This window comes from Nakamurella deserti, from assembly GCF_003260015.1.
Classification (GTDB): Bacteria; Actinomycetota; Actinomycetes; order Mycobacteriales; family Nakamurellaceae; genus Nakamurella; species Nakamurella deserti.
In genome coordinates, this window is record NZ_QCXS01000002.1 from 498,138 (window position 1) to 514,249 (window position 16,112).

The window sequence follows — 16,112 nt, forward strand, 5'->3', positions numbered from 1 at the left end:
CAGGCTACGAATGATCCGCAGCCGTCGGGTCCACCGCCGTGTCCGCCGCAGGATCGGCGGCCGCGTCGACGACGGTGACACCGTCGGTGTCCGGGACCAGCAGCAGCGACCCGAGTGGCGGGAGCACCACGGTGGCCGAGGTCGGCTGGCCGTTCCACGGCTCGCCGTCGGCGGTCACCGAACCCATGTTGCCCATCCCCGAACCGCCGTAGATCTCGGCGTCGGAGTTCAGCGCCTCGCGCCAGCGGCCGGCGATGGGCAGGCCCACCCGGTACCAGTTGTGCGGCTGGGCCGCGAAGTTGATGAGCACCGCGACCACCGACCCGTCGCTGCCGTACCGCAGGTAGGTGAAGACGTTGCCGTTGCGGTCGCCGCCGTCCAGCCACTGGAACCCGGCCGGTACGTGATCCTGCGACCAGAGGGCGGGCGAGGACCGGTAGAAGCGGTTCAGGTCACCGACGTAGCGGCGCAGTCCGCTGTGCAGCTTGTGCTCCAGCAGCCACCAGGGCAGCGAGGCGCTCTCGCGCCACTCGTCGAAGGCGCCGATCTCGGAGCCCATGAACAGCAGCTGCTTGCCGGGGTGACCCCACATGTGGGTGTAGTACGAGCGCAGGTTGGCGGCCTTGCGCCAGCTGTCGCCGGCGACCTTGCCCCACATGGAGCCCTTGCCGTGCACGACCTCGTCGTGCGAGATCGGCAGCACGAACTGCTCGGAGTAGGCGTAGACCATCGAGAACGTCATGTCGTCGTGGTGCCAGGAGCGGTAGATCGGGTCGCGCGACAGGTACTCGAGCGTGTCGTGCATCCAGCCCATGTTCCACTTCATGTGGAAACCCAGGCCACCGACGTAGGTCGGCTTGGTGACGCCCGGCCACGAGGTGGACTCCTCGGCGATCATCATCACGCCGGGGTGCCGCTTGCCGACGGTCGCGTTGACCTCCTGCAGGAACGACACGGCCTGCAGGTTCTCCCGCCCACCGAACTCGTTGGGCTCCCACTGGCCCGCCTCGCGCGAATAGTCCAGGTACAGCATCGAGGCCACCGCGTCGACCCGGAGGCCGTCCATGTGGAATTCCTCGAGCCAGTACAACGCGTTGGCGACCAGGAAGTTGCGGACCTCACGACGACCGAAGTCGAAGATGTAGGTGCCCCAATCCATGTGCTCGCCGCGGCGGGGGTCCGGGTGCTCGTACAACGCGGTGCCGTCGAAGCGGCCCAGTGCGAACTCGTCCTTGGGGAAGTGCCCGGGGACCCAGTCCAGGATGACGCCGTAGCCCTCCTGGTGGAGCCGGTCGATGAGGTAGCGCAGGTCGTCCGGCTCGCCGAACTTGGAGTCCGCCGCGTAGTAGCCGGTCACCTGATAGCCCCAGGAACCCTCGAACGGGTGCTGCTCCACGGGGAGCAGCTCGACGTGGGTGAACGCCGTCTCGGCCAGGTCGGCGATCAGCGCGTCGGCGAACTCGCGGTAGGACAGGCCCCGCTTCCAGGAGCCGATGTGCAGCTCGTAGATCGACATCGGGCCGTTGAGCACGTCGGAGGTCGAGCGCTTCTCGATCCAGGCGTCGTCGCCCCAGCTGTAGGTGCTCTGGTACACCTTCGAGGCGTTGGCCGGCGGCACCTCGGCCCAGTTGGCCATCGGGTCGGCCTTGTCGCGCCAGACCCGGTCGGCGCCGAGGATGGCGTACTTGTACGCGGTGCCGGGAGCCACGCCGGGCACGAACAGCTCCCAGATGCCGCTGCTGCCCAGCGAGCGCATCGGCTGGTTGATGCCGCTCCAGAAGTCGAACTCCCCGGTCACCCGCACGCCGTGCGCGTTGGGCGCCCACACCGCGAACGACGTACCGGTGACGGTGCCGTTGGGCGTGTCGTAGCTGCGCTGGTGGGCGCCGAGGACCTTCCACAGTTGCTCGTGGCGGCCTTCCTGGATCAGGTAGACGTCCATCTCGCCGAGCGTGGGCAGCCAGCGGTACGGGTCGTCCACCTCGTGGGCGTTGCCGTCCTCGTAGGTGACGCGGATGCGGTAGTCGCCGACCGGGCCGTCGACGAACGCCGACCAGATGCCGCCGTAGGTGCTCTCGAACTCGACGACCTCGCCGTCGTGCAGCAACTCGACGGTGCGGGCGTGGTGGCGCAGCGTGCGCACCACCGAGCGACCGTCGGCCAGCGGATGGGCGCCGAGGATGCTGTGCGGATCGTGGTGGGCACCGCCGATGAGCCGCTGGTACTCCTCCTCGCTGAAGCCGTCGACGGTGGCGCCGACCTGGTTGCCGGCGTCGGACACCCCCTCCGCACCCTTGGCGGCGGCGACGGAGTCGGAGGCGGGAGCGGTGGACGGGGTCCGGCGCGGCGGCCGGGCGTTGACGGCGCCGGCGGGGGCGAGCGGGGCGACCTCGGCGTCGGCGCTGCCGGCCGGGGTGGTCACGACCGCGTTCTCGACCGCGGCCGGCTCGGCGACCGCCGCGGTGGGCGGCACCACGGCGGGGGAGTCGGCCGACAGTGCGGCCGGGGTGTCCCCGGCCGGGGTGGTCGACACGTCCGGAGCCCCGGCGGGAGCGGGGGTCACCACGACCGGGGCCGGCTTCTTCGCGCGGGGGGCGCGCGGCTTCGGCGGGATCGGGTTGCCGTCGGCGTCGAGCTTCGGCGCGGCGGGCTTGCGCGGCGCGCGGGGCGTGGGCGGGGCGGCCGCGGCGGGGGTGCCGTCGGCCGTGGGCCCGGCAGCCGGCGCGGCGGCGGCTGCGGGCTTGCGGGGCGCACGCGGCTTCGGCGGGATCGGGTTGCCGGCCGCGTCGAGCTTCGGCGCGGCGGGCTTGCGGGGAGCGCGGGCCGGCTTGGTCACGGGTACTTCTTCGGTCACTGGGTTCCTCCGGCTTTGATCAAGGTGTCGACGGCGTGCAGCGGGATCGGTTCCCAGGTGGGCCGGTTCCCGTGCTCGTAGGCGACTTCGTACACAGCTTTGTCGAGTTCGAACGCGGTGATGACTTCCGGGGCGCCCAGGGGCTTGGCGCCGTCGGCCGAGCGGTACCCGTCGAGGAAGGCGTCCCGGTTGCGGTGTGCCCATTCCGCCGCCCGGTAGGTCTGCTGTGGGTCGGTGGCCCCGGTCGGCAGCAGATGGTTGGCGGCGTAGTCGAAGGAGCGCAGCATGCCGGCCACGTCCTTGGCCAGGAGCTGACGCTCCTTGCGCTCGGGCAGCGATTTCGCCGGCTCTCCCTCGAAGTCGATGATGGCCCACCCGGTGAGCGTCCGCAGGGTCTGACCCAGGTGCAGGTCGCCGTGCACCCGCTGGACCACCACCGGGGTCTCCAGCGAACGGGCCGCCTCGAACGTCGCGATCACGGCGGGCAGCCGCTCGGCGACGGCCGGCACGTGGCCGGCGACCCGGCGGGCCTCGTCGATCATCGCCGTGACGACGTCCGACCACGCCTGCGAGCTCAGGGTGACCTCGCCGAACGCAGCGGCGAGGTCCCGGTGGACCTCGGCCACGGCGACCCCGAGACGGAACGACTCGGCGGCGAAGTCGCCACCGACCTCGTCGGCCCGCAGGTCGCCCTCGGCGAGCAGGTCGCGGACGCTGGTGGTGGCCATCGCCCAGCCGTCGGCGGAGTTGGCGAAGAAGCTCGACAGGAAACCCAACGTCGTGGGTTCGGCGTTGCCGTCGTCGGTGGTCAGGGCGTCGGACTCGAGCACGGCCAGCGCCCGGGCCACGTGCGGGCTGCCGGTGGACGACAGTGCCCGGTGGATCTCGACGTCGGGGTTCACGCCCGGCTCCAGCCGCCGGTAGACCTTCAGGATCCCCGAGTCGCCGTAGATGATCGAGGTGTTGGACTGCTCACCGGAGATCATCCGGCCACGGGCGGCCGGGTCGATGTCGGCGCCGGGCTCGGGCACCAGCCGGACGTCACCCCAGACGCGTCCGGTGGCCAGACCGGCGATCAGCTCGCCGGTCACCACGGGGTCGTGGAGGGCGTCGTAGGCGACGAGACCGTCGGCGGTGCCGATGGTCGCGTGGGCGAGCCGATCCGGCAGCCAGGGCCGGCGGCCGACGAACAGCTGGTAGTGCTGCTTCCCGAGCGCGCTGTGCACCTCGAGGATCAGGTGGTCCAGCTGCAGCGGCCCGTCCGGGGTGTCCAGCGCGTCGGCTAGTCGGCTCGAGGCGGCGGTGCCGATCGAGTGCAGGTCGACGCCCTTGGCCGCGAACCAGCGCTGCCGGGGCAGCCAGTCGTGCAGGAGATCGGTCAGTGAGCTCATGGTCGGTGTGCTCCTTCGGCCTGGGGGACGAGTTCGAACCAGTAGAACCCGTGGCCCGGGAGGGTGAGCAGATAGGTCAGCTCACCGATCGGGGGGAACGTGGCCCCTCCGGTGAGTTCGACGGGAACGTAGTCGGCATAGCGGCTCAGGTCCAACTCGACCGGTTGCGGGAAGCGGGAGAGGTTGTTCACGCACAGCACCGGCCGCTCGTGGTCGTCCAGGGTCAGGGTGTAGGCCAGTACGCACGGGTTGGAGCCGCCCTCGTCCGTGAACCGCCCGAGGGCGAAGATCGGGTGCCGCTTGCGGATCTCGATCATCCGGCGGGTCCAGCCAAGCAGCGACGAGGAGTTGTTCAGCTGCGCCTCGACGTTGACTGCCTGGTACCCGTACAGCGGATCCATGATCGCGGGCAGGCTGAGCCGGGCCGGATCGGCGCGGGAGAAGCCGCCGTTGCGGTCGGGTGACCACTGCATCGGGGTGCGCACGCCGTCGCGGTCGCCGAGCCAGATGTTGTCGCCCATCCCGATCTCGTCGCCGTAGTACAGCACCGGAGATCCGGGCAGCGACAACAGCAGCGCGGTGAACAGTTCGATCTGGTCGCGGTCACCTTCCAGCAGCGGCGCCAGCCGTCGCCGGATGCCGATGTTGGCCTTCATCCGCGGGTCCTTGGCGTACTCGCTCCACATGTAGTCGCGGTCGGCGTCGCTGACCATCTCCAGGGTCAGCTCGTCGTGGTTGCGCAGGAAGATCCCCCAGGCACCGGTCCGTGGGATGGCCGGCGTCTGGGCCAGGATCTCCGCGATGGGGAACCGCGACTGCCGCCGGGCGGCCATGAAGATGCGGGGCATCAGCGGGAAGTGGAAGCACATGTGGCACTCGTCGCCGCCGACGGCCGGATCCCCGAAGTACTCGACGACGTCGTCCGGCCACTGGTTCGCCTCGGCGAGCAGTACCGCGTGCGGGTACTCGGTGTCGACGACCCGGCGCACCTGCTTCAGGAAGGCGTGCGTCTGCGGCAGGTTCTCGCAGTCGGTGCCCTCCTGCTCGAACAGATAGGGCACCGCGTCCAGCCGGAACCCGTCGATGCCCAGGTCCAGCCAGAACCGCATCACGTCCAGCAGTGCCTCGCCCACCGCCGGGTTCTCGAAGTTCAGATCCGGCTGGTGGGCGAAGAAGCGGTGCCAGTAGTACTGCCGGCGGACCGGGTCGAACGTCCAGTTCGACGCCTCGGTGTCGACGAAGATCACCCGGGCCCCGGGATACCCGGTGTCGTCGTCGCGCCAGACGTAGAAGTCCCCGTAGTCACCGTCCGGGTCCCGCCGCGACTCCTGGAACCAGCGGTGGGTGTCGGAGGTGTGGTTGAGCACCAGGTCGGTGACCACCCGCAACCCCCGTTCGTGGGCGGCGTCCAGCAGCGCGACGAAGTCGTCCACGGTGCCGAACTCCGCGAGCACCGTCCGGTAGTCGCGGATGTCGTAGCCGCCGTCGCGCAGGGGTGAGTCGTAGAACGGCGGCAGCCACAGGCAGTCGACACCGAGCCAGGCGAGGTAGTCCAACTTCTCGATCAGGCCCCGCAGGTCACCGGTGCCGTCGGCGTTCGAGTCGTGGAACGACCGCACCAGCACCTCGTAGAACACCGCCCGCTGGTACCACTGCGGGTCGGCCGGCATCGGCCGGGCGGACCGGAGACCGGCCACCGGTGCGTCGGCCATCAGCTCACCGGTGCTTGATCGAGAACACGTGCGCCACCGCGACGGCCGGGTTGAGGATGACCGGGTTGAACTGGCCCCAGCGGTAGGCGTCGCCGCTGAGCTCGTCGAACACGTCGAAGTCCTGGCCCCACTCCAGGCCCAGCGCCGGCAGCCACAGGTCGGTGGTGCCGAAGTGCGTGGTGTCGGAGTTCAGCGCGACGACCACGAGGACCGTGTCGCCCGAGACCTCGTCGTGCCGGCTGTAGCAGAGCAGGTTGTCGTTGTCGACACCGTGGAACCACAGCCCCTTCATGGTGTGCAGGGCCGGGTGGGCCTTGCGGATCCGGTTGAGCGCGCCCAGGAACGGCTCCAGCGACTGACCGGTGGCCAGTGCGGTCTCGAAGTCCCGCGGCCGCAGCTGGAACTTCTCCGAGTTCAGGTACTCCTCGCGGCCGGGCGCGAGCACCTCGTGCTCGTAGAGCTCGTAACCGGCGTACACCCCCCAGGTGGGCGACAGCGTGGACGCCAGCACCGCCCGCAGGGCGAACGTGGCCGGGTCCCGGCGCTGCAGCGCGAACGGCAGGATGTCGGGCGTGTTGACCCAGAAGCTCGGCCGCATGTAGTCGCTGGCCTCGACGAGTTCGACGCAGTAGTCGATGATCTCCTGCTTGGCGTTGCGCCAGGTGAAGTACGTGTACGACTGCGTGAAGCCGGCCCTGGCCAGCTCGTGCATCATCGCCGGCCGGGTGAAGGCCTCGGCCAGGAACATCGCCTCCGGGGTGGTGCGGTGCACCTCGGCGATGAGCCATTCCCAGAAGTTCACCGGCTTGGTGTGCGGGTTGTCGACCCGGAAGACCGTCACCCCGTGCGAGATCCAGTACTGAACGATCCTCAGTACTTCCGCGTAGATCGTCTCCGGCGCGTTGTCGAAGTTGATCGGATAGATGTCCTGGTACTTCTTCGGCGGGTTCTCGGCGTAGGCGATGGTCCCGTCGGGACGGGTGGTGAACCACTCCGGGTGGGTCTGCACCCACGGGTGGTCCGGCGCCGCCTGGAGGGCCAGGTCGAGTCCGACCTCGAGGCCCAGCTCGTTGGCGGCCGCCACGAAGGCGTCGAAGTCCTCGATGGTGCCGAGCTCCGGGTGGATCGCGTCGTGGCCGCCCTCGCTGGACCCGATGGCCCAGGGCGACCCGACGTCCTCGGGATCGGAGTGGACGGTGTTGTTCGGGCCCTTGCGGTTCAGCCGGCCGATGGGGTGGATCGGCGGCATGTAGAGGATGTCGAAGCCCATCCGGGCCACCCGCGGGAGTGCCGCGATCGCGTCCCGGAAGGTGCCGTGCCTGACGACCTTGCCGTCCTCGTCGACCACCGCACCCTGGGAGCGGGGGAAGAACTCGTACCAGGCCGAGAACGCGCCGAGCTTGCGGTCCACCCAGACGGTGTGCGGGCCGTCGACGGTCACGAGCTCGCGGACCGGGTTCTCCTCGAGCACCTTCCACAGCTCCGGCGCCAGCGCCGGCCCGATGCGCTCGGCGACCGAGCGGGAGTCGTCGCGGAGCGCCTCCACGGCCGCGGTGATGGCACCGCGGTAGGCCTGGCCGGGGCGGGCGGCGATCTGCTCGAGCAGCAACGCGCCGGTCTCGAGGTCGTTGGCCATCTCCTCGGCGGTCTGGCCGGCCTCGGCCTTGACCTCGGCGGAGTGCTTCCACGTCTCCAGCGGATCCGACCACGCCTCGATGGTGAACGTCCAGGTGCCCGTGCGGTCCGGGACGACGTGGGCGTCCCACAGGTCGAGCCCGAGGGAGTAGGGGTGCATCCGGACCAACGGCGCGTCGGTGTCGTCACCGTCGTCCTCGTGTCTGAAGACCACATTCGCGGCGACGGCATCGTGTCCCTCCCGGAACACCGTCGCCTGGATACGGATCCGCTCGTCGACCACGGCCTTCGCCGGGTAGGCGCCGCAAGCGACGCGTGGGCTGATGTCGGCAATTCCGATTCGTCCGGCCACGCGGACAACCTACCCAACCGGGTGCGGGCCGGCTGCGCGGACCACCCCCGGCGCGTGACGGCCGCGGCCGGGCGGTGCGGTCTGCTGAATCGTGCCCATCGTCGGATTCGACGCGTCGCGTTCATCCCGACGTGACGATCATCGACTAGTTTCACGCGGTGTGAAAGCACTCCGCCGCTTCAGCGTTCGCCCGCAACTGCCCGCCGCCCTGCGGCCGCTCGGATCGCTGGTCCGCAACCTCCGATGGTCCTGGCACCCCGCCAGTCAGGACCTGTTCGCCGACATCGACCGCGACCTGTGGAAGCAGGTCGGGGGCGACCCGCTGAAACTGCTGGGCTCGGTGAGCACCGCCCGCCTGGAGGAGCTGGCCGCCGACGCCGCGTTCCTCGGGCGGCTGACCGCCCTGGACGCCGACCTGCAGGCGTACCTGACCGAACCACGCTGGTACCAGCAGCAGGCGACGGACCCGTCGGCGGCACTTCCCGCGGCCATCGCCTACTTCTCGATGGAGTTCGGCGTCTCGGAGGTGCTGCCCAACTACTCCGGCGGCCTCGGCATCCTGGCCGGCGACCACCTCAAGTCGGCGTCCGACCTCGGGGTGCCGATCATCGGTATCGGGTTGCTCTACCGCTTCGGCTACTTCTGGCAGTCCCTGTCGTCGGACGGCTGGCAGCAGGAGCACTACCCGGTGCACGACCCCCAGGGGCTGCCGCTGAGCCGGGTCAAGGGCCCGGACGGCGAGCAGCTGGTGATCAGCGTCGAGATGCCCGGCGACCGGAAGCTCTACGCCCGCATCTGGCAGGCGCAGGTCGGCCGGGTGCCGTTGCTGCTGCTGGACAGCGACATCGAGCAGAACGACGAGGAGCTGCGCGGCGTCACCGACAAGCTCTACGGCGGCGACCAGGACCACCGCATCAAGCAGGAGATCCTGGTCGGTGTCGGCGGCCTGCGGGCGGTCCGCGCGTTCTGCGCCGCCACCGGGCACCCGGCCCCCGAGGTCTTCCACATGAACGAGGGCCACGCCGGCTTCCTCGGCATCGAACGGATCTCCACGCTCGTCACCGACGAGGGGCTCACCTTCGACCAGGCGTTGTCGGCCGTCCGCGCCGGCACCGTGTTCACCACGCACACGCCGGTGCCCGCCGGGATCGACCGGTTCCCGATGTCGCTGGTCGAGCACTACCTCGGTCACGACGGCCGGGGCGGCTCGAAGCTGGTCCCGGGCGTCGGGGTCGGCGAGGTGCTCGCGCTGGGCGTGGAGGACGATCCGAGCCGGTTCAACATGGCCCACATGGGGCTGCGCCTGGCCCAGCGCGCCAATGGGGTGGCCAAGCTGCACGGCGTGGTGTCGCGCGAGATGTTCGCCGGTCTCTATCCGGGGTTCGCGCCGGAGGAGGTGCCGATCGGGTCGGTGACCAACGGCGTGCACCTGCCGACCTGGGCGTCGCGGGAGATGTACCAGGTGGCCGGGGACATGGCGAACTGGCAGGACCTGGCCTCGGCCGGGGAGTGGCCGCACGCGGCCGGTGTGTCCGACGAGCGGCTGTGGGAGCTGCGCAACACGCTGCGCGCGCGGTTGATCGAGATGGCCCGGGCCCGGGTGAAGAAGTCGTGGCTGCAGCGCGGGCGCACAGAGGCGGAGCTGGGGTGGACCGACTCCATCCTGGGTCCCGACATCCTCACCATCGGGTTCGCCCGCCGGGTGTCGACCTACAAGCGGTTGACGCTGATGCTGCGCGACCCCGAGCGGCTGCGCGCGCTGCTGCTGGACCCGGAGCGGCCGCTGCAGATCATCGTGGCCGGCAAGGCGCATCCCGCCGACGACGGTGGCAAGGGCTTCATGCAGGAGATGGTCCGCTTCACCGACGACCCGTCGATCCGGCACCGGATCACCTTCCTGCCCGACTACGACATGAGCATGGCGTCGGTGCTGTGCGCCGGGGCCGACGTGTGGCTCAACAACCCGATCCGCCCGCAGGAGGCCTCCGGCACCTCGGGGATGAAGGCCGCGCTCAACGGTGGCCTCAACCTGTCGATCTCCGACGGCTGGTGGGACGAGCTCTACGACGGCCACGACGGCTGGATGATCCCCACCGCCGACGGCATCGCCGACCACAACCGGCGCGACGACCTCGAGGCCAGCGCGCTGTACGACCTGCTGGAGAAGCACGTCACCCGGCTCTTCTACGACCGGGCCTCCGACGACCGGCCCGGCCGCTGGGTGGAGATGGTGCGGCACACGCTGTCCTACCTGGGCCCACGGGTGCAGGCCACCCGGATGGTGCGCGACTACGTGCAGCGGTACTACGCGCCGGCCGCGGTGTCCTCCCGCGCGGTGCTGGCCGACGGCTTCGCCCCGGCGAAGGCGCTGGCGGCGTGGAAGGGGTCGGTGCGCACCGCCTGGGACCGGGTGCGGGTGATCAACGTGGACACCTCGGGGATCGGCGTCACGCCGTCGCTGGGCAACATGATGACCGTCCGGGCCCACGTCGATCTGGGTGGGCTGACGCCCGCGGACGTCAGCGTGCAAGCCGTGATCGGCCGCGTCGACTCCCACGACGAGCTGCACGACATGCAGTACTTCGACATGGCGCCTGCGGCGACCGGGGTGGCCGGGGGCAGCGGTGACGCGCCGACGGTCGGCTCGGCCGACGAGGTGCTCTACGAGTCCGACGTGCCGCTGACCCGGTCGGGTCAGATCGGGTACACCGTGCGGATCCTGCCGCGCCACGACCTGCTGGCCGCCACGGCGGAGATGGGGCTGGTCGTCACCGCCTGACCGTCCACAACCGGCGGGAGACGCCGGGTTGTCCCCACACCGGCCCCCGCACGCTTCCGCGTCCGGGGGCCGGTGGCCTTTCCTGGACCGGAGCGGCCGCATCCGGCGGTCGCCAGGGGAGGGGAACCACCATGGGATCGTCGGTCGCACATCTGGTCGGCAACGTGGCCACCGAATTGCGTACGTCGCTGGAGAACGCCGGGCACGAGCGGGTGTCGTTCCGGTTGATCGCCACCGAGCGACGGCGTGACGCCGCCACCGGGGCCTGGACGGACGGCGACGAGTTCGCGGTCACCGTCGTCTGCTGGGGAGCGCTCGCGCGCAACGTCGCCCAGTCGGTCCGGTTGGGCGACCCGCTGCTGGTCAGCGGCCGGCTGACCAGCCGCCGGTACGAGGTCGAGGGCGACCTGAAGTACGTGACCGAGCTGCGCGCCGTCCAGGTCGGCCACGACCTGAGCCGTGGTCGGTCGGTCTTCTCGCGGTCGGCGGCCGCGGTCGGCGGGACGGGTACGCCGCTCGCCGAGGCCGACGCCGACCCGCACCAGGCGGCCGACCGGGCCGCCGCGGGCGACGGTGCCGTCGACGAGATGCTCGCCGCGGCGTTCTGAGCCGGCGGTCGGGACCGGCGTCGTGGACGGTGTTGTCGGCCGGCGGTGTGGGCCGGCGGTCGGTTCCGGTGCGCCGCGGGTCCGGCCGCCGGGGCGGTGACCGGCCACTGCCGCAGGTCCGGCCGTTGCCGCGGTGACCGGTGGTGGGTCACCCCCGCCGGACGCGGCGGATGCGGATCGGGCCCTTCGCGGTGGACGGGTCGACCACCGCGCCGCCCTGGGTGATGACGACCTCGCCCGCGGTGACGAGCCGGCGGGCGGCGGCCCGGGCGGGTTCCATCAGGTCCCGCCAGGTGTCGCCGCCGACCGCCCGGGCGGCGTCGGACGGGCAGATCGTCGCGTCGGACGCGCGGGCTGCGAGCAACGACAGGATGGTGGTCTCCAGCTCGCGGTCGGTACTGCGGACGCCGGTGCGGCGGCAGGCGTCCGAGCAGTACCGGACGGCGTCCCAGTCCCGCTCCCACTTCTTCCGCCAGGTGATGGTGCGGCCGCAGACCGTGCACGGTTTCGACGGGAGGGCGGATCGGTGGGCCATGTCCCGACTATGCCCCGACGCGGGCACCGGCTGCCGTCCTGGTCGTGGTCGGCCGTGGCTGCACGGCTGTCCGGCAGTCGCTGCGCGACGGACGCCGCACCGCTGTCGGGGCTGTCCGGCTGTCACTGTCCGGCTGTCACTGTCCGGCTGTCGCTGCGCGACGGACGCCGCCCGGCTGTCGTCGCCCGTCGGACGCTGCCCGGCTGTCGTTGCCGTCGGTCGTGGCCCCGGGGTGCGTGCCCGCCGGCCGTCGCCGTAGCCGGGTGGCACGCGCCCGGGCCGTTCCGATTCCGGCCCGCGCCGCCGGCCGGCCCGCCCGGTGCGGGCCGGAGGATGGCCGGCACGGGATCTGGGCACAGGCTCTCGCATGCCCGTCCTGCCCAGCCCGCCGTCCATCGCCGACGGCGCGACCACCGCCGACGTCGTGGGGTGGGTCGCCACGCATCTGGGCGACCTGACCCTCGAGGGTCCCGACGGGATCGCGCCCGGTGCCTTCCGCGGTGGACAGTCCGCCGCCGACGCGGCGCTGGCCCTACTCGACGTCGCCGGTTACGCCGGACGGCGCAGCACGGTGCTGCCGGAGTCCCGCCGCGGCGCGAGCCGGATGTCGCCCTACATCCGCTACGGGCTCACCACGCTGCCCCAGGTGTGGGCCGCGGTCGCCGGCGCCCCGAGCCGCGACCGGGGCCGGTACCGCGACGAGTTGCTGTGGCAGGAGTTCGCCCGGCACCTCTACGCCCGCGTCGGCGGGGCCAACGGCGAAGCACTGAAGAACCTCCAACCGACGACCCGGTCCCCGACGGACGTCCCCTGGTCGCTGGACGACCCGTGGCCGTCGGCGATGAACTGCATGCGGTTCGTCACCGACGAGCTGCACCGGGACGGCTGGTTGGTCAACCAGACCCGGATGTGGCTCGCCTCCCAGTGGGCCGTCCGGGCCGGTGCGGACTGGCGCGCGGGGGAGGACGCCATGTTCACCCACCTGCTCGACGGTTCCCGCGCGGCGAACCGGCTCGGGTGGCAGTGGACGGTCGGTACCGGCAGCGGCAAGCCGTACGGCTTCAGTCGCTGGCAGGTCGAGAAGCGCGCGCCCGAGCTGTGCCGCAGCTGCCCGTTGCGCGGTGCCTGCCCGATCGAGCGGTGGCCCGACGCCGACCCCGGCCCCCGCGCCGACGGGCCGCCACTGAACCGGGCCCCGGTACCCGCCGGGCCGTCCCGTCCCGAGAACCCGGGCGCCGCGGACACCGTCTGGCTCACCGCCGAATCGCTCGGCACCGCCGACCCGGCGCTCGCCGCCGACCCGGAACGTCCCGCCGTGTTCGTCTTCGACGAGCCGCTGCTGCGCCGACTGCGGCTGTCCGGCAAGCGCCTGGTGTTCCTGGCCGAGACCCTCGGCGAGCTCGCCGCGCTGCGTCCGCTGGAGGTCCGACGCGGTCGGGTCGTCGACGAGCTCGCCGGCCGCACCCTCGCGGCGACCTGGACGCCGGTGCCCGGCTGGGCCCGCATCGCCGCCACCCTGGCCCCGTCGGAACTGCACCCCTGGCCCTGGCTGGTGCGTCCCGGCACCACGTCGGTCAGCTCGTACAGCGCGTGGCGTCGTGACGCAGGGGCGTGACGGCGACACGGATCCCGCCCGTTTCGTACGTCGGACGAGTGAACGTTCACCTGAACGTCTACGCAGGGTCATCGATTCCGTATTCTGACGGGGTGCCCACCACCGCCTCCGCCGTCTCTCCCGGGAGCTCGTCCGGCGTCGTCCCCGGCGTCCAGCCGGCCGCCGGCGCGGTGCTCGTGGTGGATACCGACCCCGACCTGCGGAAGCTGGCTGCGACGTGGCTGCGCCTCACCGGGTTCTCCGTGCGCACCGCATCCGACGCCGGGGCGGCCCTGGCGCTGCTGACCGACGGTGAGGTCGGTTGTGTCGTCGTCGACCACGCCCCCGACGCCCCGGCGGTGACCGCCGACCTCCTGGACGCCGTGCGCCGCCGGCACCCCGACTGCCGCACGGTCGTCACCTCGGTCCTGGACGCGCAGGACTACCCGGCGGCCGACGCCGCCCTGCCCAAGCCATTCAGCCGCGTCCAGCTCGTCGCCGCGGTGCTTCCGGCGGCGCCGCTGCCGGGGCCACGCGCCGCGAGCGACGTGCCGAAGGCCACCCCGCCGCGCTGACCCGGGTCGGGGCCGACCGACGCCCCCGGTCCCGTCGCTCCCGCCGCGCGGAGCCGGTGGGACCAGTCGACAACCGGCCGGACCGGCCGACAGGCGCCCGTGCGCGACCGCCCGTCCAGTCCCGCCCCCGGACCCGTCGCTCCCGCCGCGGGGAGCCGGCCGGACCAGCCGGCTCGCGCCCACGCGTGTCTGCCGCCCTGATCCCGCCCCCGGCGGGGCGCGTCCCTGCCGCCTGCGGCGATGCGTCCCTGCCGCCTGCGGCGACGCCGTCATCACGCTGAACCGGGTGCTGGCCGCAGACGCCATCAGGCAGACTGTGGGGCGGGTTCGCCCGGACACGCCCCGGCACAGCGGGCGTGCAGGCACGTTCTAGAGGCAGGCAGAGACACACGGTGGCTGAGTTCATCTACACCATGAAGAAGGCGCGCAAGGCGCACGGCGACAAGGTCATCCTCGACGACGTCACGATGTCGTTCTACCCGGGCGCCAAGATCGGCGTGGTCGGTCCGAACGGCGCCGGTAAGTCGACGATCCTGCGCATCATGGCGGGCCTCGACCGGCCCAGCAACGGCGAGGCGTTCCTGACGCCGGGCTTCACCGTCGGCATCCTCGAGCAGGAACCGCAGCTCGACGAGAGCAAGAACGTCCTGGAGAACATCCAGGAGGCGTTCGGTGAGACCAACGCCAAGATGGCCCGGTTCAACGAGATCGCCGAGTTGATGGCCACCGACTACTCCGACGAGCTGATGGCCGAGATGGGGGAGCTGCAGGAGCAGCTCGACCACGCCGACGCCTGGGACCTCGAGGCGCAGATCGACCAGGCCATGGACGCGCTGCGGTGCCCGCCCGGTGACGGTGACGTCAGCGTGCTCTCCGGTGGTGAGCGCCGCCGGGTCGCGCTGTGCCGGCTGCTGCTGAGCAAGCCCGACCTGCTGCTGCTCGACGAGCCCACCAACCACCTGGACGCCGAGAGCGTCCAGTGGCTGGAGCAGTTCCTGTCGTCCTACCCCGGTGCCGTCCTCGCCGTCACCCACGATCGCTACTTCCTCGACAACGTCGCCCAGTGGATCGCCGAGGTCGACCGCGGCCGCCTGCACCCCTACGAGGGCAACTACTCCACCTACCTGGAGAAGAAGGAGGAGCGGCTCGCCATCGCCGGCAAGAAGGACGCGAAGCTGGCGAAGCGGCTGCGCACCGAGCTCGAGTGGGTCCGCTCCGGCGCCAAGGCCCGGCAGGCCAAGAACAAGGCCCGGCTCGAGCGCTACGAGGAGATGGCCGCCGAGGCCGACCGCACCCGCAAGCTCGACTTCGAGGAGATCCAGATCCCGCCGGGCCCGCGGCTGGGCTCGATCGTCGTCGAGGTCGACGCGCTGAAGAAGGGCTTCGGTGACCGTGTCCTCATCGACGGCCTGTCGTTCAGCCTGCCGCGCAACGGCATCGTCGGCGTGATCGGCCCGAACGGCGTCGGCAAGACCACGCTGTTCAAGACGATCGTCGGCCTCGAAGACCCCGACGCCGGCAGCGTCAAGGTCGGCGACACCGTGTCGCTGTCCTACGTCGACCAGAACCGCTCCGGCATCGACCCGAAGAAGAGCGTCTGGGAGACCGTGTCCGACGGGCTGGACTACATCAAGGTCGGCAACGTCGAGATGCCCTCCCGCGCCTACATCGGGGCGTTCGGGTTCAAGGGCCCGGACCAGCAGAAGCCGTCCGGGGTGCTCTCCGGCGGCGAGCGCAACCGGCTGAACCTGGCGCTGACGCTCAAGGTCGGTGGCAACCTGATCCTGCTCGACGAGCCCACCAACGACCTGGACGTCGAGACGCTGGGCTCGATGGAGAACGCGCTGGAGCAGTTCCCGGGCTGCGCCGTGGTGATCTCCCACGACCGCTGGTTCCTGGACCGGGTCTGCACCCACCTGCTGGCCTGGGAGGGCACCGACGAGGATCCCTCCCGCTGGTTCTTCTTCGAGGGCGGCTTCTCCGACTACGAGAAGAACAAGGTGTCGCGCCTCGGCGTGGACGCCGCGCGGCCGCACCGCGTCACCCACCGCAAGCTGACCCGCGACTGACCGGTGCC

Annotated in this window: 10 protein-coding genes; 5 read left to right on the forward strand and 5 right to left on the reverse strand. The window is 71.3% G+C overall.

The genetic code is table 11. The features are described from left to right. Positions 1–4 precede the first annotated feature (4 nt). From glgB to DB033_RS02485, 4 genes are all read right to left on the reverse strand, one after another. On the reverse strand, positions 5–2,281 hold the full coding sequence (glgB, locus tag DB033_RS02475; protein WP_420814043.1) for a 1,4-alpha-glucan branching protein GlgB: 2,277 nt from the start codon (positions 2,279–2,281) through the stop codon (positions 5–7). Between the two features lie 569 nt (positions 2,282–2,850). Next, on the reverse strand, positions 2,851–4,245 hold the full coding sequence (locus DB033_RS21295; protein WP_157970462.1) for a maltokinase N-terminal cap-like domain-containing protein: 1,395 nt from the start codon (positions 4,243–4,245) through the stop codon (positions 2,851–2,853). Beyond that, a complete protein-coding gene (gene treS / locus DB033_RS02480; protein WP_111765306.1) occupies positions 4,242–5,957 on the reverse strand; it encodes a maltose alpha-D-glucosyltransferase in 1,716 nt (571 codons plus the stop codon). Before treS ends, DB033_RS21295 begins: the two co-directional genes overlap by 4 nt. A gap of 4 nt (positions 5,958–5,961) precedes the next feature. Continuing rightward, positions 5,962–7,944 (reverse strand): alpha-1,4-glucan--maltose-1-phosphate maltosyltransferase, encoded by a 1,983-nt coding sequence (locus DB033_RS02485; RefSeq protein WP_111765307.1) that lies wholly within the window; start codon positions 7,942–7,944, stop codon positions 5,962–5,964. A 160-nt stretch (positions 7,945–8,104) separates the two neighbouring features. Between DB033_RS02485 and glgP the strand changes: the two genes are divergently transcribed. Both glgP and DB033_RS02495 read left to right on the forward strand, forming a co-directional pair. Next, entirely contained in the window at positions 8,105–10,723 is a 2,619-nt protein-coding gene (gene glgP / locus DB033_RS02490; RefSeq protein WP_111765308.1) for an alpha-glucan family phosphorylase, read from the forward strand. 131 nt (positions 10,724–10,854) lie between these two features. Then, positions 10,855–11,331: a single-stranded DNA-binding protein gene (locus DB033_RS02495; protein ID WP_111765309.1), complete on the forward strand. Its 477-nt coding sequence runs from the start codon at positions 10,855–10,857 to the stop codon at positions 11,329–11,331. A gap of 148 nt (positions 11,332–11,479) precedes the next feature. Here the strand turns inward: DB033_RS02495 and DB033_RS02500 are convergent, their stop codons facing one another. Further along, positions 11,480–11,866 (reverse strand): DUF2256 and DUF3253 domain-containing protein, encoded by a 387-nt coding sequence (locus DB033_RS02500; RefSeq protein WP_111765310.1) that lies wholly within the window; start codon positions 11,864–11,866, stop codon positions 11,480–11,482. Positions 11,867–12,233: 367 nt separating this feature from the next. Between DB033_RS02500 and DB033_RS02505 the strand changes: the two genes are divergently transcribed. The 3 genes from DB033_RS02505 (at position 12,234) to ettA (ending at position 16,104) form a co-directional block, all read left to right on the forward strand. Continuing rightward, positions 12,234–13,481, forward strand: a complete 1,248-nt coding sequence (locus DB033_RS02505; RefSeq protein WP_111765311.1) for an FAD-binding domain-containing protein — start codon at positions 12,234–12,236, stop codon at positions 13,479–13,481. Between the two features lie 92 nt (positions 13,482–13,573). Continuing rightward, positions 13,574–14,035: a response regulator gene (locus DB033_RS02510; RefSeq protein WP_157970463.1), complete on the forward strand. Its 462-nt coding sequence runs from the start codon at positions 13,574–13,576 to the stop codon at positions 14,033–14,035. A gap of 392 nt (positions 14,036–14,427) precedes the next feature. Then, a complete protein-coding gene (gene ettA, locus DB033_RS02515; protein ID WP_111765313.1) occupies positions 14,428–16,104 on the forward strand; it encodes an energy-dependent translational throttle protein EttA in 1,677 nt (558 codons plus the stop codon). The last annotated feature ends 8 nt before the right edge of the window (positions 16,105–16,112 follow it).

Excerpts from the sequence above, each read along its gene's own strand:
- DB033_RS02505 (WP_111765311.1), top strand. The coding sequence starts at position 12,234 with ATGCCCGTCCTGCCCAGCCCGCCGTCCATCGCCGACGGCGCGACCACC.
- DB033_RS02500 (WP_111765310.1), bottom strand. The coding sequence starts at position 11,866 with ATGGCCCACCGATCCGCCCTCCCGTCGAAACCGTGCACGGTCTGCGGC.
- DB033_RS21295 (WP_157970462.1), bottom strand. The coding sequence starts at position 4,245 with ATGAGCTCACTGACCGATCTCCTGCACGACTGGCTGCCCCGGCAGCGC.
- treS (WP_111765306.1), bottom strand. The coding sequence starts at position 5,957 with ATGGCCGACGCACCGGTGGCCGGTCTCCGGTCCGCCCGGCCGATGCCG.
- DB033_RS02495 (WP_111765309.1), top strand. The coding sequence starts at position 10,855 with ATGGGATCGTCGGTCGCACATCTGGTCGGCAACGTGGCCACCGAATTG.